Raw genomic sequence first — 19357 nt, 5'->3', positions numbered from 1 at the left:
GCTGCCAAGGCCCGTCATTTTTCGACAGGCCGCCTAGACTTGTTCTTGTTCGCTCGTTCTACAGCGTTGCGGCGCATCACGCGCCAACCAAAACAAAATAAGCAAAACAAGAGGAAGCATTCCATGTTCAAACTGACTGCCAAGGCGCTGGCTTGCGCCCTGTCGCTGAGCATCGCCGGCATGGCCCAGGCCGCCGACCCGATCGTGATCAAGTTCTCCCACGTTGTCGCCGACCACACCCCTAAAGGCCAGGGCGCAGTGCTGTTCAAGAAGCTCGCCGAAGAGCGTCTAGGCAACAAGGTCCGGGTCGAGGTCTACCCGAACTCCTCGCTGTTCGGCGACGGCAAGGAAATGGAAGCGCTGTTGCTCGGTGACGTGCAGCTGATCGCGCCGTCCCTGGCCAAGTTCGAGCAGTACACCAAGCAGATCCAGGTATTCGACCTGCCGTTCCTGTTCCAGGACATGGCCGCCGTCGACCGCTTCCAGCAGAGCCCTGAAGGTCAGTCCCTGCTGAAATCCATGGAAGACAAGAACATCACCGGCCTGGCCTACTGGCACAACGGCCTCAAGCAGCTGTCGGCCAACAAGGCCCTGCGCGAGCCGAAAGACGCCCGCGGCCTGAAGTTCCGCGTACAGGCGTCCGCCGTACTGGAAGAGCAGTTCAAGGCCGTCAAAGCCAACCCGCGCAAAATGAGCTTCGCCGAGGTTTACCAGGGCCTGCAGACCGGCGTTGTAAACGGTGCCGAGAACCCCTACTCGAACATCTACAGCCAGAAAATGCATGAAGTGCAGAAGTTCATCACCGAGTCCAACCACGGTGTCCTGGACTACATGCTGATCACCAACACCACGTTCTGGAACGGCCTGCCTGCCGATGTACGCAGCGAGCTGGACAAGATCGTCGTGGAAGTGACCGCCGAAGTGAACAAGCAGGCCGGTGCCCTCAACGAAGGCGACAAACAGCGCATCATCGACGCCAAGACCAGCGAAATCATCACCCTGACCCCAGAGCAGCGCGGCATGTGGCGCGATGCCATGAAGCCGGTGTGGAGCAAGTTCGAAGGCGAAATCGGTGCCGACCTGATCAAGGCGGCCGACGCCGCCAACCAGTAGGAGCGGTTGAGCGCGGCGATACCCATCAGCCCAACGCGATGGGTATCGTCGCCAGCGCCTCACCCCAGCCTACCCACTGCGGACGCAAGTCCGCAGTGACACCGCACCGTCCACTCCACACTGGAGACTCTATCGATGAACGCCTTGCGGCGCGTCTGGGACCACTTCGAGGAAGGCTTTATTGCCTTTCTGCTGGCCACCATGACGCTGGTGACCTTCGTCTACGTGATCCTCAACAACCTCTACACGCTGTTCTATAACCTGGCCGATCGCTGGGAAGGCGGCAGTGAGATGTTATTCGCCATTGGCGACAGCATTCTGGGCATGGCCCAGGCAATGACCTGGAGCATTGCCCTGACCAAGGCGCTCTTCGCCTGGTTGATCTTCTTCGGCCTGGCCTACGGCGTGCGCACTGCCGGGCATATCGGCGTCGACGCCCTGGTCAAACTGGCGAGCAAACCGGTGCAACGGATTATCGGCCTGATCGCCTGCCTGTGCTGCCTGGGTTACGCCGGTTTGATCAGCGTGGCCAGCTTCGACTGGATGAGTACCCTGTTCAGCGCCGGTATCGGGGCCGAAGACCTCGGCCACTACGGCATCATGCAATGGCATATCACCCTGATCGTGCCGTTCGGCTACGCCATGGTGTTTATCCGCTTCCTGGAAGTCTTCATTCGCATTCTGCGCAATCAGCAAACCGGCCTGGGCCTGGCCGATGAAGCGGCCGAAGCGATGAAACTGACCGAACACGAGGAGCACAAGCCATGACCATCCTGTTCCTCTTCGCCCTGCTGTTCCTGATGATGTTTATCGGCGTGCCGATTGCCGTTTCCCTCGGCCTGGCCGGCTCGGTGACCATCATGCTGTTCAGCCCGGACTCGGTCCGTTCGCTGGCGATCAAACTGTTCGAAACCAGCGAGCACTACACCTTGCTGGCGATCCCGTTCTTCCTCCTGTCCGGTGCCTTTATGACCACCGGCGGCGTGGCCCAGCGCCTGATCGACTTCGCCAACGCCTGCGTCGGCCATATCCGTGGCGGCCTGGCGATCTCGGCGGTGATGGCCTGCATGCTGTTTGCTGCGCTGTCCGGCTCCTCGCCAGCCACCGTGGCTGCGGTGGGCTCGATCGCCATCGCCGGCATGGTGCGCTCCGGTTATCCGCAGGCCTTCGGTGCCGGCATCGTCTGCAACGCCGGCACCCTGGGCATTCTGATTCCGCCATCGATCGTCATGGTGGTGTATGCCGCGGCGACCGAGCAATCGGTCGGCAAGCTGTTTATGGCCGGCGTGGTACCGGGCCTGCTGCTGGGCGTGGCGCTGATGGTGGCGATCTATATCGTCGCGCGGAAGATGAACCTGCCAGCCATGCCACGGGCCAGCCTGCGTCAGTTGCTGAGCACCGCGCGCAAGGCGATCTGGGGCCTGTTGCTGATGGTGATCATCCTCGGCGGCATCTACTCGGGCATGTTCACCCCCACCGAAGCGGCCGCGGTAGCGGCGGTGTATGCCGGTTTCGTCGCCCTGTTCGTGTACAAGGACATGACGCTGCGCGAGTGCCCCAAGGTGCTGCTGGAGTCCGGCAAGCTGACCATCATGCTGATGTTCATCATCGCCAACGCCATGCTCTTCGCCCACGTGCTGACCACCGAGCAGATCCCCCAGACCATCACCGCCATTGTGATCGAGATGGGTCTGCAGCCCTGGCAGTTCCTGCTGGTGGTGAATATCGTGCTGCTGGTGGCCGGTGCCTTTATGGAGCCCTCGGCGATCATCCTGATCCTCGCGCCGATCCTGTTCCCGATCGCCGTGCAGCTGGGCATCGACCCGATTCACCTGGGCATCATCATGGTGGTGAACATGGAGATCGGTCTGATCACGCCGCCGGTGGGACTCAACCTGTTCGTCACCTCGGCGGTCACCGGCATGCCGCTGACCTCGGTGATCAAGGCCGCCTGGCCGTGGCTGATGCTGCTGCTCAGCTTCCTGATGATCATCACCTATATCCCGGCCGTATCCATGGCCCTGCCGACCTGGCTCGGGATGAACTGATCCAACTCCGTGTGTAGCAACGCACACCCTCAGCCCGGCCTTAGCGCCGGGTTTTTTTTGCTTCAGCGCAATGCCCCACGCGCAGGGTGTACTCGCGCGGCAATACGCCGCCGCCCGGCAAACGGCGGACTGTTCGCTGCGCTCCTGAGTCCGCCCTACGCCACCTTGCCGTTGACCGCGATGGCCTTGGCCTGCTCGCGCAGGACAAACTTCTGCACCTTGCCGGTACTGGTTTTCGGCAGCGCGGTGAAGACCACGCAGCCCGGCACCTTGAAACGCGCCATGCGCTGCTGGCAGAAGGCGATCACCTCCTGCTCGGTCAGCTCGACGCCCGGCTTGGGGGTAACGAAGGCGCAGGGGGTTTCGCCCCATTTGTCGTGGGCCATGGCCACCACCGCCGCCTCGAGAATCTGCGGATGGCGATACAGCACATCTTCCACCTCGATCGAGGAGATGTTCTCGCCGCCGGAGATGATGATGTCCTTGCTGCGGTCCTTGATCTCCACATAACCGTCGGCATGCCACACCGCCAGGTCGCCGGAGTGGAACCAGCCGCCGGCGAAGGCCTCGCTGGTGGCCGTGGGGTTCTTCAGGTAACCCTTCATCACCACGTTGCCGCGCATCATGATCTCGCCGATGCTCTGGCCGTCCTTGGGTACCGGTTGCAGGGTATCCGGGTCGGCCACCATCAGGCCGTCGAGCAGCGGCGCACGCACGCCCTGGCGGGACTTGAGGCGGGCGCGCTGCTCGGGCGTTTCACTGTCCCACTCGCTCTTCCACTCGCACGCCACGCTGGGGCCATAGGTTTCGGTCAGGCCATAGACATGGGTCACGCGAAATTCCAGGGCCTCCATGGCTTCGATCACCGCCGCGGGCGGCGCGGCACCGGCGGTCAGCACCTTGACCGGTTGGGTCTTCAGCGCCTTCAACTCGTCGGCGGCGTTGGCCAGCATGTTCAGCACGATGGGCGCGCCGCAGAAGTGGTCGACGCCGTGCTCGGCAATCGCCGGGTAGATGGCTTCGGCGCGTACATGGCGCAGGCACACGTTGACCCCGACATAGGCGGCCAGGGCCCAGGGGAAGCACCAGCCGTTGCAGTGGAACATCGGCAGGGTCCAGAGGTACACCGGGAAGCGGCTCATGTCCCAGCACATGGCATTGGACAGGGCGTTGAGGTGCGCGCCGCGGTGGTGGTAGACCACGCCCTTGGGGTTGCCGGTGGTGCCGGAGGTGTAGTTGAGCGAGATGGCCTGCCATTCGTCGGCCGGCATCTGCCAGGCATAGTCGGCATCGCCTTCGGCGAGCAGGGTTTCGTAGTCGAACTGGCCGATCAGCTGACCGTCCTGATATTCCGGGTCGTCGATGCCGATGATCAGCGGGCGATTGGGCAGATGGCTGATGGCGCGCTGCACCAGTTCGCCGAACTCCTTGTCCACCAGCAGCACCTTGGCTTCGCCGTGCTGCAGGATAAAGGCGATGGCTTCGGCATCCAGGCGGGTGTTGATGGCATTCAGCACCGCGCCACACATGGGCACGCCGAAGTGCGCCTCGAACATCGCCGGGCCGTTGGGGGCGATCACCGCCACCGTATCGCCCAGGCCGATGCCGCGCTTGGCCAGGGCCGACGCCAGGCGAATGCAGCGGCTGTAGGTGTCGCCCCAGGTCTGCCGCAGGCTGCCGTTGACCAGTGCCAGGCGCTGTGGGTAGACGCTGGCGGCGCGCTCGAGAAAGCTCAAGGGGCTGAGCGCCTGGAAATTCGCCGCGTCACGCGGCATGCCGTACTCATAGGGATTGACGCTGTGCATTATTGTTCTCCGGCGAAAGGCTGGAGAAACCATAGCAGTCGTGCGGTTTTACCGAAGCCCTACCTTGGTCGAAACCGTGACTCACAGGTCAGAAATCACGTCAGCATAGGCACCCAAGGAACCATGCCGCGCGCTATTTGCGGCACCTTTCCTGCACAGACACCACCACGACAAGCCTTTATCGCGTTATCTGCGCTTGTCCGGCGACATCTTCAGAAGGAGTTTTCGAGTGACCTCACGTCTACCTGTGATCGTTGGTTTTGGTGGCTACAACGCGGCCGGGCGCAGCTCCTTTCACCATGGTTTCCGCCGCACCGTGATCGAATCGATGGACAGCGCCGCGCGCCAGCAGACCCTGGCCGGCCTGGCGGTGATGATGAAGCTGGTCCAGGTGGTCGACGGTGTCTATCGCGATGACCAGGGCAATGCCCTGAGCCCGGCCGAGATCGACCGCCGCTTCGCCGAGCAGATCCTCGTCTCGACCCTGGTGCGGCGCATCGAGAAACAGCACCTGGACGTGGATGCCGCGCACTGGCAGAAGACCATCGACATCAGCGCCACCGCCGGTCACCCGCTGAGCTTTATCACCCTGCGCAAGCACCTGCCCGACCCGCTGCCCAGCGACTGGACGGTGGACGAGCTGAACGCCAGCGAAGTGCTGGTGACCCTGCACGACAACTGCGAATTCAAGGTCGACAGCTACCGCGCCCTGCCGGTGAAGTCTGCCGGCCAGCTGCCCAGCGGCTTCGAGCCGAGCGAGCTGTACAACGCGCGTTTCCACCCGCGCGGCCTGGCCATGACCATAGTCGGCGTGACCGACGCCCTGCGCGCCACCGGCATCGACTGGCAGGCCATCATGCAGCGCGTGGCCCCGGATGAAGTGGCGGTATTCGCCAGCTGCATCATGAGCCAGCTCGACGAAAACGGCTTCGGCGGTCTGATGCAGTCGCGCCTCAAGGGCGGCCGGGTCACGGCCAAGCAGCTGGCCCTGGGCCTCAACACCATGCCGGCGGACTTTATCAACGCCTATGTGCTGGGCAGCGTCGGCAGCACCGGGGCCATCACCGGGGCCTGCGCCACCTTCCTCTACAACCTGCAGAAGGGCATCGAGCAGATCGCCTCGGGCAAGGCGCGGGTGGTCATAGTCGGCAGCAGCGAGGCACCGATCAACCAGGAGTGCATCGAGGGCTACGGGGCCATGGGGGCCCTGGCCACCGAAGACGGTTTGCGCCAGATCGAAGACAAGACCGACAGGGCCCAGGACGAGGTCGATTTCCGTCGCGCCAGCCGCCCATTCGGCGACAACTGCGGTTTTACCCTGGCCGAGGCCTGCCAGTTCGTGGTGCTGATGGACGACGCCCTGGCCCTGGAGCTGGGCGCGGATATCCATGGCGCGGTGCCGGATGTGTTTATCAATGCCGACGGCTTCAAGAAGTCCATTTCCGCCCCCGGCCCGGGCAACTACCTGACCGTGGCCAAGGCCGTGGCCAGCGCCGTGCAGCTGCTGGGGATCGATGCGGTGCGTGAGCGCAGTTTCGTCCACGCCCACGGTTCCAGCACCCCGGCCAACCGGGTGACCGAATCGGAAATCCTCGACCGCATCGCCAGCACCTTCGCCATAGAGCAGTGGCCGGTCACCGCGGTCAAGGCCTTTGTCGGCCACTCCCTGGCCACCGCCAGCGGCGACCAGGTGATCTCCGCCCTGGGCAGCTTCAAGTACGGCATCATCCCGGGGATCAAGACCATCGATGAAGTGGCGGACGATGTGCACCAGCAGCACCTCAGCTTCGCTACCGCCGACCGTACGCGCGCCCCGGAGCAGCTGGACCTGTGCTTTATCAACTCCAAGGGTTTTGGCGGCAACAACGCCAGCGCCCTGCTGCTGGCCCCCCATGTGGTCGAGAAGATGCTGCGCAAGCGCCATGGCGAAACGGCGTATGCCGCCTACCTGCAGCGCCGCGAGGCCACCCGCGCCGCCGCCCAGGCCTACGACGCCCAGGCGCTGCTGGGCGATCTGGGGATCATCTACAACTTCGGCAACGACCTGATCGACGACCAGCAGATCGAGATCAGCCGCGAGCAGATCAAGGTGCCGGGCTTCGCCCAGCCGCTGGTGTTCAAGAAGGACGAGCGCTACGGCGATATGCTCGAGTAAGCCAAGCCGGAGCTGCATCTGTAGGAGCGGGCTTGCCCGCGATCAGGCCTATCGCGGCCATGAGCCGTACAGATCGTGAGCGACGCAGGATGGGTTGAGCGCAGCGATACCCATCAACATGCTGCGATGGGTAACGCCGCTACGCGGCTAACCCATCCTACGGTTCTGCGCCGCTGGTTTAATCCAGCGCGCGGGCCAGCTGGATCAGCTCGGCGCGCCATTCGGCGGCGGCGGGCAGGGCCAGAAAGGATGGGTTGAGCAGGGATTCGCGTGCTTCATAGGTCAGCACCTCGCCCTTGAGATCGAGCACCTCGCCCCCCGCACCTTCCAGTACACCCTGGGCGGCGGCGGTGTCCCACTGCGAGGTCGGGGCCAGGCGCGGGTAGCAATCGGCATTGCCTTCGGCCAGCAGGCAGAATTTCAGCGAGCTGCCGACGCTGGCCAGTTGCAGGTCGCCGAAGCGCTCGCTCAAGCCTGCCAGCAAGGCCTCCTGGGCCGGGCTGGAGTGCCGCCGGCTGGCCACCAGGGTGAAGGCGTCTTCCGGGGCCAGGCGCACGCTGATCGCCGCGCTGACACCCGCCGCATCGGCGCGCCAAGCACCCAGGCCGGCACCGCCGTAGTAACAGCGGCCATTGGCCGGAATGCCGACCACGCCGAACACCACCCGCCCCTCTTCGATCAACGCCACGTTGACGGTGAACTCCTCGCTGCCGGCGATAAATTCCTTGGTGCCATCCAGCGGATCGACCAGCCACCAGCGGCTCCACCGGGCGCGCTCGCTCAGGGCGATGTCCGCGGCCTCCTCGGACAGCACCGGGATGCTCGGGTCGAGGGCGATCAGGCCGGCGTCGAGAATATGATGGGCGGCCATATCGGCGGCGGTTACCGGCGAGGCGTCGGCCTTTTCGTTCACTACAACGTCGTTGCGCCAGTGCGGCAGGATGGCGGCACCGGCCTGACGTACCAGTTCGATAACGGCGGGAATCAGCGGATGGCTCACAGGCTGAAGGCTCCACGCTGGATCAACAGGTCGCGGGCCAGGTAGAGCGCCGCCAGGGCGCGGCCTTCGCTGAACTGCGGATGCTGGATCAGGCTCGACAGCTCGCGCAGGTTGACCTTGTCGACGCGCATCGGCTCGGGTTCATCGCCCGGCAGGCGCTCCTCGAACAGGTCCCAGGCCAGCACCACCTGGATCTTCTGGCTCATATAGCCGGGGGACAGGCTCAGCTCGCTCAGGTGTTCCAGCTGCCGCGCACCGAAACCGGCTTCCTCCTTGAGTTCGCGGTTGGCCGCTACCAGGGCGTCCTCGCCCGGCTCGATCAGGCCTTTGGGCAGCGACAGTTGGTAGTCGTCGGTGCCGCCGCAGTATTCCTCCACCAGCAAGGCATGCTCGGCATCGGCCATGGCCACCACCATCACCGCACCATAGCCCACACCCTTGCCCACCAGCCGCTCGTAGGTGCGCTCCACGCCGTTGCTGAACCGCAACTGCAGTTCCTCGACACGGAACAGGCGACTGCTGGCGACTATCTCGCGAGCGAGTACGGTGGGCTTCTGACGCATGGGGCGGCTCCTTGGCGTGACCTGGCGGGTTATCATAACGCGGCTTTTCCGATTATCTGCGGCCGAGATTGCGCAATAACGACGATAACCGGACCAAGCGCGACAGCCTGCACAATCTGCCATCAAGAAGCCGCCATGCCCTCATTACCCTGGAACGCCATCGACACCGTCCTGCTGGATATGGACGGCACTCTGCTCGACCTGCATTTCGACAACCACTTCTGGCTGCAGCATCTGCCGCAGCGCTATGCCGAGCACCACGGTATCAGCCGGGCGCTGGCCGAGGCCGAACTGCTGCCGCTGTTCCGCGAACATGCCGGCACCCTCAACTGGTACTGCACGGATTTCTGGAGCCGCGAGCTGAAGCTGTCGATCCGCGACCTGAAACGCGAGGTGGCGCACCTGATCGCCCTGCGCCCGGATGCCGACAGCTTTATCCAGGCCCTGCGCGCAGCCGGCAAACAGGTGGTGCTGATCACCAATGCCCACCGCGACTCGCTGTCGCTGAAGCTGGAACGCATCGAGCTGGCGGCGCATTTCGACCGGCTGATCAGCTCCCACGACTATGGCTTCCCCAAGGAAGACCAGCAGTTCTGGCACGCCCTGCAGCTGGATTGCCCATTCACCCCGGCACGCAGCCTGTTTATCGACGACAGCCTGCCGATTCTGCGCAGCGCCGGACGCTTTGGCGTCGGCCACCTGCTCGCCGTACGCCAGCCGGACAGCCAGGCCGGGCCGAAGGACACCGAGGAGTTTGCGGCGGTGGAGGATTATCGGGAGCTGCTGCTGGGGCTGTAGGGTGGAAAACCGCGAGGGGTTTCCACCTGTAGCTGCCGACGGCCGTTCTGGCGGATGTAAAAAGCGACATCCGCCCTACGGAATACGCAACACCTGACCCGGATAGATCTTGTCCGGGTGGCTGAGCATCGGCTGGTTGGCTTCGAAGATCTTCGGGTAGGCATTGGCGTTGCCGTATTCGGCCTTGGCAATCGCGCTCAAGGTGTCGCCCTTCTGCACCGTGACAAAGCGCGCCGCCGCTGCCGGCGTGGTCACGCTGATCTGATCTTCCACTTCGGCTACACCGGCCACGTTGCCCAGGGCCAGGAGGATTTTCTCCTTCTCTTCCTGACTGGCCACTTCGCCGCGGGCGATGACCTTCTCACCCTCGACGCTGACCTGAATATTCGGGTTACCCAAGCCCACTTTGGCCACATGCGCCGTCAGCGACTCGGCGGCCTGGGCCTCCTGACCAACCAGCGATTCCCAGAGTTTGACCCCGGCTTCTTTAACAAAGGCGAACATGCTCATGCAAAACCCTCTTCATTCCATGATTAGACCCAGGCGGCAGTCGCCTGGTCCGGAGAGTCTAGACAGTCTTTGCCACGGCATAGTTTCCGCTCGCCCAATGACGCGCGACCAATTCTGCGAAAAAACGCACATTTACACCAAGAGCCAGGGAATTTTCCGCCGATTGCCGCTCTAAGCACTCACAAATCCTGTTCCTGTTGTCGAGGTTTGCCCATGCGCACTCTTGTTTCTGCATTGACCCTCAGCGTGCTGCTGAGCCCCCTGGCCCAGGCCGGCGATACCGGCAAGGTCGCCATCGGCAGCGGCCTCGGCGGAGCCCTGGGCAATGTCATCGGCCAGCAGGTCGGCGGCAGCACCGGGGCCGCCATTGGGGCCGGCCTGGGCGGTGCAGCCGGCGGCGTGGTCACCGCCCGCGACGGCCGCAAGACCGAAGCCGCCCTGGGTGGCGGCCTGGGTGCAGCCGGCGGTTCGGTGCTCGGCGGCCAGGTCGGCGGCAGCACCGGTTCGACCATCGGCGCGGGCCTGGGCGGTGCCGCCGGTGGCGCGCTGGCCAATGAGTACGCCGGCGGCAGTGAGCGCGATAGCCGCCATGTCGTCCACCACCACTATCACGACAAGAAGCACAAGAAATACAAAAAGCACAAACACAAGCACCACTGAGTGCCGATGCAGAAAAAGCCGCTAATCGCGGCTTTTTCTTTGTGGAACAGGGTATACCCCCAAAAACTCCGCCTACGCAGCCGGCTCCATCAGCAGCGCCGTCAGCGCCGCCCGCAGGTTCTCGGGAATGCTCACCGGGCGGTTGCTGCCGCGGTCGACGAAGACGTGCACAAAACGCCCGGCTGCGCAGGCCTGCTCATCGCCGGACTTGAACACCGCCAGTTCGTACTGCACGGAACTGTTGCCCAGCTTGCCGACCCGCAGGCCGATCTCGATGCGCTCGGGAAAGGCGATGGAGGCGAAATAGTCGCAGCTGGAGCTGACCACGAAACCCACCACCTCGCCGTTATGGATATCCAGACCGCCGACCTCGATCAGGTAGCTGTTCACCGCACTGTCGAAGAAGCTGTAGTAGGTCACGTTGTTGACGTGGCCGTAGATATCGTTGTCATGCCAGCGCGTGGTGATCGCCTGGAAAGCGCGGTAATCGCTGCGCAGGTGTTGGGGTTGGCTCATCAGGATTCCTTTAAATGGGCAGAGAAACACAAGCCCCCCATGCTTTTGTAGGAGCGGCTGGGCGGCACTCCGGCTTGCCCGCGAATTTGCGCAACACCTTGACCGCCAATCGCGGCCAAGGACGCTCCTACAAGTCGAGAACGCTTACAGACACAAAACGGCCTCAATAGGCCACCTGGTAGATGGCCAGGGCGTGGGCTTCGGTCATTTCCCGTGGATTATTCACCAGCAGGCGTTGCTGCAGCATGGCGTCGCGGGCCAGGGTTGGCAGCATGTCCTGCGGCACACCGGCATCGCGCAGGCACGTCGGCAGGCCGCTGCGCGCACTGAAATCGGCCATAGCGCCGATAAACTGCTCGGTCTGCTGCATGGCAGTGCCTGCGCGCAGCCGCTCGCCCAGCACCAGCGGTGCCAGCTCGGCATACAGCGGTGCGACCACGCTGGCATTGAAGCCCAGCACATGGGGCAGCACCAGGGCATTGCTCAACCCATGGGGAATATGCAGATGCCCGCCCAGGGGATAGGCCAGGGCATGCACCGCCGCCACCGGTGCGTTGGCAAAGGCCTGGCCGGCCAGGCAGGAGCCCAGCAGCATGGCCTGACGCGCCTCGCGGTTAGCGCCGTTGTGCACCACCTCATCCAGATTGGCGGCCAGCAGGCGCAACGCCTCGCGGGCCAGCAGGTCGGACAGCGGGTTCTTCTTCAGCGCGCTGGTGTAGGCCTCGATGGCATGCACCATGGCGTCGATACCGGTGGCGGCGGTGACCGCCGGCGGCAGGCCGAGGGTCAGCTCGGCATCCAGCAGGGCCAGATCCGGCAGCAGCAGCGGCGAGACCACGCCCATCTTGCTGGTTGCACCTGTGGTGATAATGGAAATCTGGGTGACTTCCGAACCGGTGCCGGCGGTGGTCGGCACCAGGATCAGCGGCAAACGCTGACCCCGGGCATTGCCGACGCCATAGACCTGCGCCAGCTCCTGGCCGCAGTCGGGGTGGGCCAGCAGCGCCACCAGTTTGGCCACATCCATCGAACTGCCGCCGCCAAAGCCGACAATCAGCTGCGCCTTGAGCGCTCGTGCCTGCGCCACCGCCGCCAGCAGGATGGCCTCGGGCGGGTCGGCCACCACCTGATCGAACACCTCGACCGTCAGCTGCGTGCGGGCAAAGCCCGGTAGCACCTCGGCCAGCAGGCCGAGCTGGCTGATGCCCGGATCGGTGACGATCAGCACCCGCTGCGCGCCGCGCTCGTGGCACAGGTCGGCCAGACGCCGGGACGCGCCTATCTCGCAGAGAATCTGCGCGGTGGTGGCAAAGCTAAAGGGCAGCATGGGGTGATCCTCTTTTGGTTCGGCACAGTTCGATGCACACGGCGGCATGGGTAGCGCTGCGCTTGACCCATCCTACGCAGATCAGAAGGCGAAACTCGCCTCATCCATGGCCATCAGGCATGCCGCGCCGCCGAGCAGGGCTTCGCGGTGGGCGCTGGCCCGCGGCAACACCCGGCGCAGATAGAAGTCGGCACACTGCAGCTTGGCCTGGTAGAACGCCGCCTCGCCCGTGCCCGCCTCCAGGGCATCCTGGGCCCGCACCGCGCCCTGCAACCAGAAGCCGGCCAGCAACACATAGGCCGAATACTGGAGGAAATCCACCGACACCGCGCCGATTTCCTGCACATCGCGCTGGCTGGCGGCAATCACCTCGCAGCTTAGCTCGTGCCATTCGCCCAGGCGCGCCTGCACGCTTTTGGCTAACGCCGCCAGCGCCGGCCGACCGGCCTGGGCGTCGCACAGCGCACTGAACTCGGCCTGCAACGCCGACAGCTCGGCCCCGCCGTCGCCGAGCACCTTGCGGCGGATATAGTCCAGCGCCTGGATGCCGTTGGTGCCTTCATAGAGCTGGGTGATACGGCTGTCGCGCATCAGCTGCTCGATGCCCCATTCGCGGATAAAACCGTGACCGCCATACACCTGCACCGCATGGCTGGCGACTTCCTGGCCCATATCGGTGAAGAAGGCTTTGACGATCGGGATCAGCAGCGCCGCGCGCTTGCCGGCGGCCTTGCGCGCTGCGGCGTCCGGGTGAGCGTGTTCGAGATCGAGCTGACGCGCGCAGTAGGCCGCGAGCATGCGACTGCCTTCGACCAGACTCTTCTGGGTCAACAGCATGCGCCGCACATCGGGATGATGGATGATCGCATCGGCCGCCTTGCCCGGTTCGGCCGGCCCGCTCAGGGCGCGCGACTGCAGGCGCTCGCGGGCGTAGCTCAAGGCCCCCTGGAAGGCCGCCTCGCCAATCCCCAGGCCCTGCAAACCGACCTGAAAACGCGCATCGTTCATCATGGTGAACATGCAGGCCAGGCCCTGATTGGCCTCGCCGATCAGCCAGCCGGTGGCACCGTCGAAGTTCATCACGCAGGTGGACGCGCCCTTGATGCCCATCTTGTGCTCGATGGCCCCGCAGGACAGCGCGTTACGCTCGCCGGGCGTGCCGTCGGCCGCGGCGACAAATTTCGGCACCAGCAGCAGGGAAATGCCTTTGACCCCGGCCGGCGCATCCGGCAGCCGAGCGAGCACCAGGTGCACGATGTTCTCGGAGAGGTCCTGCTCGCCGCCGCTGATAAAGATCTTGCTGCCGCTGACCTTGAAGCTGCCGTCCGCCTGCGGCTCGGCCTTGCTGCGCAACAGGGCCAGATCGGTGCCGGCCTGGGGCTCGGTCAGGCACATGGTGCCGGCCCATTGGCCGCTGACCAGTTTGTGCAGGTAGGTGTTTTTCAGCGTTTCGCTGCCGTGCTTGTACAGCGCCAGCACCGCGCCCTCGGTCAGCCCGGAGTACACCCGGAACGACAGCGAAGCGCTCATCAGCATCTCGTGGAAATTGCACGCGAGCATCTGCGGCAGCGCCTGGCCGCCGTACTCGCCGGGCCCGGTCATGCTCGCCCAGCCGTTATCAACGTATTGCTGATAGGCCTCGGCGAAACCATCCGGGGTGCTCACCCGGCCGTCGCGCAACTGGCAACCCTGCTCGTCGCTGTTGCGGTTGAGCGGTGCCACCACTTCGGCGGCGTAACGCGCGCCCTCTTCCAGCACGCCGTCGATCAGCTCGCGGTCGAGGCCGTTGCCGAGCAACTCGCAGTGGCTGCTGATATCGAACAGTTCGTGCAGGACAAAACGCATATCGCGCAACGGGGCCTGGTAGCTCATACCCGGCCCTCCTGCACATCGGACACCCGCACGTCGGACACCCGCACGTCGGCAAAGCGCTGACCGCTGGCCGCCAGTTTTTCGATCAGTGCCGCCGGTCGCCAGTGCTTGCCGAAATGCGCCTGCAGGTCCTGCAAGCGCTTGAGGATCGCCGCCGCGCCCTGGCTGTCGGCCCAGGTCATCGGCCCGCCCTTGTCGGCCGGGAAGCCATAACCGTTGAGGTAGACCAGATCGATATCCTGGCTATTGGCGGCGATGTTTTCCTCGAGGATCTTCGCACCCTCGTTGACCAGCGCCAGCAGGCAACGCTCGAGAATTTCCGAGGGGTCGATATCGCGACGAACAAAGCCCAGCTGCTCGGACACCCGCAGCACCAGGGCATCGACCTCGGGATCATGCTCGGCCTGGCGGCTGCCTTCGGCGTAGCGGTAATAGCCCATGCGCACCTTCTGGCCGAAACGGCCGAGGCCGCAGAGGCGATTGTCCACCTGCACCGCCGGATCGTCCTGGCCCTTGCCAGCCAGCTCGCGGGCGCGCCACTCCAGGTCGATGCCGACCACGTCGTACATACGGAACGGGCCCATGGCGAAGCCGAAGCCCTGCAACGCGGCATCCACCTGGTGCGGATAGGCACCCTCGAGCAGCAGCATGCGCGCCTCGCGCACATAGGTGTGGAGCATGCGGTTGCCGATAAAACCGTCGCAGTTGCCGGCCACCACGCTGACCTTGCCGATGCGCCGGCCCAGTTCCAGCGCTGCGTCCAGCACCGCCGGGGCGGTCTGCGCGCCGCGGACGATTTCCAGCAGTTTCATGATGTGCGCCGGGCTGAAGAAGTGCAGGCCCAGCACCTGTTCGGGGCGCGCGGTAACGGCGGCAATCGCGTCGATATCCAGCGCCGAAGTGTTGCTGGCGAGAATCGCTCCCGGTTTCAGGGTGGCGTCGAGCGCGCGGAAGATCTTCTGCTTGAGTTCGAGGTTCTCGTACACCGCCTCGATCACCAGATCGGCGTCGGCCAGCGCGGCGTAATCGCCCACCGGGGTGACGCAGGCCAGGCGAGCGGCCGACTGCTCGGCGCTGATCCGCTCCAGCTTGAGGTTGTGCGCATTGGTCTCGGCCACCACCGTCATGGCCTGCTCGAGCATCTGCGGGTTGTTGTCCAGCCACAGCACCCGAATCCCGGCGTTGGCCAGGCTCATGACGATACCGCGGCCCATGGTGCCGGCACCGATCACGGCGACCTGCTGAATGCTCAATGCCTTGCTCATGCCCAATCCTCTTGTTGCGGCGAAAGGAAACGCGTGCTGCTGAAATAAATTCGTCTGCCACCATAGGCAAGGCGTTACTATTTTTGAAATTTAGTCTTGTGATAAGTCGTATTCAGACAGTGAATATCTCAACCTTCGATCTCAACCTGCTGCGGATCTTCGATGCGCTGATGCGCGAACAGAATGTCTCCCGCGCGGCCGAACGCCTGGCCTTGAGCCAGCCGGCGGTCAGCAATGCCCTCAAGCGCCTGCGCGAACTGCTCGACGACCCGCTGCTGGTGCGGGTTGGCCGCAGCATGCAGCCCACCCCCCGGGCGCAGGCGCTGGAAACCCCGATCCGCGCCGCCCTGCAGCAGATCGAGCAAAGCCTGAGTGCCGGCGAGGTATTCGATCCGGCCAGCAGCCGCCAGCACTTCAGCATCGCGGTTACCGACTACGTCGAGCTGATCTGCATGCCGCGCCTGCTCAAGCAGCTCAGCCTGCAGGCACCCGGCATGCACATCGACATCCGCCACCTGAGCCCCAGCCTGCCCGCCGAGGCGCTGGACAAGGGCGAGCTGGACCTGGTGCTGGGGCGCTTCGAGGAAATCCCCGCGCGCTTCGCCCGCCAGCACTGGATGAGCGAAACCCTGCAACTGGCCCTGCGCCGCGACCATCCCCTGGCCAACGCGCCGATGGACCTGCCGACCTTTCTGCAGCTGCGCCACCTGTGGGTGCACGGCGGCCAGACCCGCGGCATGGTCGACCAGTGGCTGGGCGAACAGGGCCTGTGCCGGGAGATTCTCTACACCACGCCCAACTACCTGCAGGCCGCGCATATAGTCGCCAGCAGCGAGCTGGCCGCGGTGCTGCCGACCCAGCTGGCGCGCCACTTCGCCCGCCTGCTGCCGCTGCAACTGTTCGAGCTGCCCTTCGCCCTCGGCCCGTTTCACCTGGAAATCGTCAGCCTGGCCCAGCGCCAGCGCGACCCGGCGCTGCACTGGCTGATCGCGCAGATCGCGACCATCGGCCAGGGCTAAGGGCAGCCCGCCCGTCGCGGCTTGCGCCGGCGACTGCCTATGTCGCCGAGCGCGCTTCGACCTGCCGATCGGCCTGGCGACCCAGACGCCAGCCGAGCAGCCCCCAGAGCGCCGCGCACAGCGCACCGACCAGGGCCACCAGCCAGGCACCCTGGCCGAGGGCATCGAGCCCGGCCTTGGCCCAGCCGCTCAGGGCGTCGCCGCCGCGGTAGACCACGGTGTCGATAAAGTTCTTCGCCTTGTACTTGCTCTCGGCATCCAGCGGGGCGAACAACATTTCCCGTCCCGGGCGGACGAAGGCGTACTCGCCGATACGCCGCACGATCATCAGCGCCGCCAACACGGCGAAGGTCGGCAGCAGCGCCAGGCCGACAAAACCCAGACAGACCAGCGCCGGCACCGCCGCCAGCAGCACCCGCACGCCCAGGCGCTGCGCCACCCGGCCAGTGACGAACAGCTGCGCGGCCAGGGCCCCGGCCTGCACCACGAAGTCGATCGCGCCGAACACCCGCACCTGGCTGGCGCGCGCGGGGAACAGCTCGGCGACCAGGCGCGCCTGCTCGAAGTAGAGAAAGGTGCTGACCGCGGTCAGCAGCATGACGAAGGCGGCGATGCCCAGCAGATAGGGCGAGGCCAGCACCCGGGTCAGGCCGCTGAAGGGATTGCCCGGCACCGGCCGACGCGGGTTCTCGCTCGGCGCGGCACCTGGCCGCCCGGCCCCGTGCCGCGCGCGCCAGGCCATCAGATAATGCTTGAGCGTCATGGCCAGGCCCAGCAAGGCGGCGGCCAGCAGCAGCAACCCGGCCTCGCCCACCCGGCCGATCAGCCCGGCGCTCAGCAGCGGCCCGCTCAAGCCGCCGACACTGGCCCCGGCGGCGACAAAGGCAAACAGGCGACGCGCCTGGGCACTGTCGAACACGTCGGCCATCAGGCTCCAGGCCACGGAAATCACGAACAGGTTGTAGACCGAGATCCATACATAGAACACCCGCGCCAGCCAGACGCTGTCGCGCTGCACCCAGAACAGCAGGACGAAGGTCAGCAGGTTGAGGCAGAAAAAGCCGTACACCCAGTCGATAAAGTGGAGACGCGGCACCTTCGAGTTGAGCCAGGCCAGCAGAGGCACCGCCAGCAGCATGGCGACAAAGGTGGCGCTGAACAGCCATTGCAGGTTCTCCACGCCGCCACTGATGCCCATGGCCTCGCGGACCGGGCGCAGCATGAAATAGCCGGCGAACAGGCAGAAGAACAGGGCGAAGCCGGCCAGCACCGCGGCCAGCTCCTGCGCCTCGGCATTGATCGCCCGGGCCAGACGCCGCCTGAGCCAGGGCATCTCAGGCGAACAGCTCGATGATCCGTTGCCGCTGCGCCGCATTCGGCAGGCGGCCATGGCCGGCCAGCAGGTTGTCGGCCATATTGCGCGGCCTGGAGGTGGCCGGGATCACCGCGGTCACCGCCGGATGGGCGAGGATGTACTTGAGCAGCAGCTGCGCCCAGGAACCGGCGTCCAGCTCCACCGTGGCCCAGTCCGGTAGCGCCTTGCCGCGCACCCGCTGGAACAGTGCCGCGCGCTGGAACGGCCGGTTGATCAGCACGGCGATGCCCTGGTCGGCGCAATACGGCAACAGACGCTGCTCGGCATTGCGCTCGCCGACCGAGTAGTTGAACTGGACGAAGTCCACCGGCTCCTGGTGCAGCACCTCGAGCAGCCGCTCATGGGCCGACTCCAGGTAGTGGGTGACGCCGATATAGCGGACCCGCCCCTGCTCCTTGAGCTCGCGCAACAGGCCGAGCTGGGTGGCGGTGTCCTGCAGGTTGTGCACCTGGATCAGGTCGATGCGGTCGGTCTGCAGGGCCCTGAAGCTGGCCTCGATCTGCCGCGCCCCGGCCTCGCGGCCGCTGGCCGACACCTTGCTGGCGAGAAACAGGCGTTCGCGCAGGCCGCTTCTCGCCGCCAGCGCGCCGCACACCGCCTCGGCGCGGCCGTAACTGGGCGCGGTGTCGATCAGGCTGGCCCCACCATTGACCAGGGTGCGCAGGACCTCGAGCAGGGGTTCGAGACTAGCCTCGTCGAGGGCCACATCGTGGGTGCGCGACGTGCCCAGGCCGATCACCGGCAGCCATTCGCCGCTGGAGCCGATCCTGCGCCGCAGCAGGCTGTTCGCGGCCAGAGCGGAGAGCGGCAACCCGGGTAACAGGGCGGCCAGTGCCGCGATGGCGGCGCTACGCTGAACGAAGTGGCGGCGACTGTGCATGGCGATGTCCTCCTCGCAAGATAGGAAAAGGCGACTCTGTTGTTATAGGCACAGATGCCCGACAACCCAAGCCGATACAACAGCGACCCGCCAGGTGCCGCTTCGTTCCACCCCGCGCGGTGTCGCGCCTGACCACGGCACCGCGCGGCGCACTATCCGCTAACGCAACGAAAAAAGGCCCCGGCCGGTTGTTAGACAACCGGCCGGGGCCTCGGGAAATCGCGGGAGGGTTTAGAGCATGCTTTCGCTGATCAGCATGCCATGCCTGACCTGGCAGGTCCTCTGACCGAATTGCAGCTTGAGGGGGTTGCGCGCGGCGATGACCCAGCCCTGGCCGAGCAGATGTTCGATATGCGCACGCAACGCCGGCAGTTGGCGTTGCTCCTCATGGCCAGCATCCTTTCTGCTCGCTGATAGCACGGTAGAGTCCTTTCTTCCTGGGGTGGCAAAA

At 65.0% G+C, this 19357-nt stretch carries 18 protein-coding genes; 7 read left to right on the top strand and 11 right to left on the bottom strand.

Translation table 11 applies throughout. The features are described 5' to 3' along the window. Positions 1-123: 123 nt before the first annotated feature. The 3 genes from dctP (at position 124) to dctM (ending at position 3161) form a co-directional block, all read left to right on the top strand. A complete protein-coding gene (dctP, locus tag AACY13_RS01150) occupies positions 124-1113 on the top strand; it encodes a C4-dicarboxylate TRAP substrate-binding protein DctP (protein WP_339458554.1) in 990 nt (329 codons plus the stop codon). 135 nt (positions 1114-1248) lie between these two features. After that, positions 1249-1881: a TRAP transporter small permease gene (locus AACY13_RS01145; RefSeq protein WP_339458551.1), complete on the top strand. Its 633-nt coding sequence runs from the start codon at positions 1249-1251 to the stop codon at positions 1879-1881. Then, positions 1878-3161 carry a C4-dicarboxylate TRAP transporter large permease protein DctM gene (dctM, locus tag AACY13_RS01140; RefSeq protein WP_339458549.1) on the top strand — a complete coding sequence of 428 codons (1284 nt, stop codon included), beginning with the start codon at positions 1878-1880 and terminating at the stop codon, positions 3159-3161. The genes AACY13_RS01145 and dctM overlap by 4 nt, the downstream gene beginning before the upstream one ends. Positions 3162-3316: 155 nt before the next feature. Here the strand turns inward: dctM and AACY13_RS01135 are convergent, their stop codons facing one another. Next, complete coding sequence (locus AACY13_RS01135) at positions 3317-4966, bottom strand: acyl-CoA synthetase (protein WP_339458547.1); 1650 nt, start codon at positions 4964-4966, stop codon at positions 3317-3319. 229 nt (positions 4967-5195) lie between these two features. Here AACY13_RS01135 and AACY13_RS01130 point away from each other — a divergent pair, with 229 nt between their 5' ends. Next, positions 5196-7121: a beta-ketoacyl synthase gene (locus AACY13_RS01130; protein WP_339458546.1), complete on the top strand. Its 1926-nt coding sequence runs from the start codon at positions 5196-5198 to the stop codon at positions 7119-7121. A gap of 178 nt (positions 7122-7299) precedes the next feature. On the opposite strand, the gene cysQ is transcribed toward AACY13_RS01130, so the two are convergent. Together cysQ and nudE are read right to left on the bottom strand one after the other, a co-directional pair. Next, positions 7300-8121, bottom strand: coding sequence for a 3'(2'),5'-bisphosphate nucleotidase CysQ (cysQ, locus tag AACY13_RS01125; protein WP_339458545.1), 822 nt, complete (start codon positions 8119-8121; stop codon positions 7300-7302). Beyond that, positions 8118-8684 carry an ADP compounds hydrolase NudE gene (nudE, locus tag AACY13_RS01120; protein WP_339458542.1) on the bottom strand — a complete coding sequence of 189 codons (567 nt, stop codon included), beginning with the start codon at positions 8682-8684 and terminating at the stop codon, positions 8118-8120. Before nudE ends, cysQ begins: the two co-directional genes overlap by 4 nt. A 135-nt stretch (positions 8685-8819) precedes the next feature. Here nudE and yrfG point away from each other — a divergent pair, with 135 nt between their 5' ends. Beyond that, a complete protein-coding gene (yrfG, locus tag AACY13_RS01115) occupies positions 8820-9482 on the top strand; it encodes a GMP/IMP nucleotidase (RefSeq protein ID WP_339458541.1) in 663 nt (220 codons plus the stop codon). 75 nt (positions 9483-9557) lie between these two features. Here yrfG and lysM read toward each other — a convergent pair whose 3' ends face one another. After that, positions 9558-9992: a peptidoglycan-binding protein LysM gene (gene lysM / locus AACY13_RS01110; RefSeq protein ID WP_339458538.1), complete on the bottom strand. Its 435-nt coding sequence runs from the start codon at positions 9990-9992 to the stop codon at positions 9558-9560. A gap of 213 nt (positions 9993-10205) precedes the next feature. Between lysM and AACY13_RS01105 the strand changes: the two genes are divergently transcribed. Then, positions 10206-10652, top strand: coding sequence for a glycine zipper domain-containing protein (locus AACY13_RS01105; RefSeq protein WP_339458537.1), 447 nt, complete (start codon positions 10206-10208; stop codon positions 10650-10652). Between the two features lie 72 nt (positions 10653-10724). Here the strand turns inward: AACY13_RS01105 and AACY13_RS01100 are convergent, their stop codons facing one another. The 4 genes from AACY13_RS01100 to AACY13_RS01085 all read right to left on the bottom strand — a co-directional run bounded on the left by AACY13_RS01100 (position 10725) and on the right by AACY13_RS01085 (position 15632). After that, the gene (locus tag AACY13_RS01100) at positions 10725-11168 is read right to left on the bottom strand and encodes an acyl-CoA thioesterase (protein ID WP_339458536.1); all 444 of its coding nucleotides are present in this window, start codon (positions 11166-11168) and stop codon (positions 10725-10727) included. Positions 11169-11331: 163 nt separating this feature from the next. Beyond that, positions 11332-12495: an iron-containing alcohol dehydrogenase gene (locus tag AACY13_RS01095; RefSeq protein ID WP_339458534.1), complete on the bottom strand. Its 1164-nt coding sequence runs from the start codon at positions 12493-12495 to the stop codon at positions 11332-11334. 81 nt (positions 12496-12576) lie between these two features. Next, positions 12577-14367 carry an acyl-CoA dehydrogenase C-terminal domain-containing protein gene (locus AACY13_RS01090; RefSeq protein ID WP_339458532.1) on the bottom strand — a complete coding sequence of 597 codons (1791 nt, stop codon included), beginning with the start codon at positions 14365-14367 and terminating at the stop codon, positions 12577-12579. Further along, on the bottom strand, positions 14364-15632 hold the full coding sequence (locus AACY13_RS01085; protein ID WP_339458530.1) for a 3-hydroxyacyl-CoA dehydrogenase: 1269 nt from the start codon (positions 15630-15632) through the stop codon (positions 14364-14366). The genes AACY13_RS01090 and AACY13_RS01085 overlap by 4 nt, the downstream gene beginning before the upstream one ends. Positions 15633-15751: 119 nt before the next feature. Between AACY13_RS01085 and AACY13_RS01080 the strand changes: the two genes are divergently transcribed. Next, entirely contained in the window at positions 15752-16651 is a 900-nt protein-coding gene (locus AACY13_RS01080) for a LysR family transcriptional regulator (RefSeq protein WP_339458528.1), read from the top strand. Positions 16652-16688: 37 nt separating this feature from the next. On the opposite strand, the gene AACY13_RS01075 is transcribed toward AACY13_RS01080, so the two are convergent. From AACY13_RS01075 to AACY13_RS01065, 3 genes are all read right to left on the bottom strand, one after another. After that, positions 16689-17984, bottom strand: a complete 1296-nt coding sequence (locus tag AACY13_RS01075; protein WP_339458525.1) for an NTP/NDP exchange transporter — start codon at positions 17982-17984, stop codon at positions 16689-16691. Between the two features lies 1 nt (position 17985). Next, entirely contained in the window at positions 17986-18906 is a 921-nt protein-coding gene (locus AACY13_RS01070) for an aldo/keto reductase (RefSeq protein ID WP_339458522.1), read from the bottom strand. A gap of 231 nt (positions 18907-19137) precedes the next feature. Next, a complete protein-coding gene (locus AACY13_RS01065) occupies positions 19138-19326 on the bottom strand; it encodes a hypothetical protein (protein WP_339458519.1) in 189 nt (62 codons plus the stop codon). Between the last annotated feature and the right edge of the window lie 31 nt (positions 19327-19357).

Origin of the sequence: Pseudomonas sp. EA_105y_Pfl2_R69 (assembly GCF_963970915.1) — a bacterium.
GTDB lineage: Bacteria > Pseudomonadota > Gammaproteobacteria > Pseudomonadales > Pseudomonadaceae > Aquipseudomonas.
The sequence above is the reverse complement of the archived record's forward strand: the minus strand, read 5'-3'. Positions and strand labels throughout refer to the sequence as shown.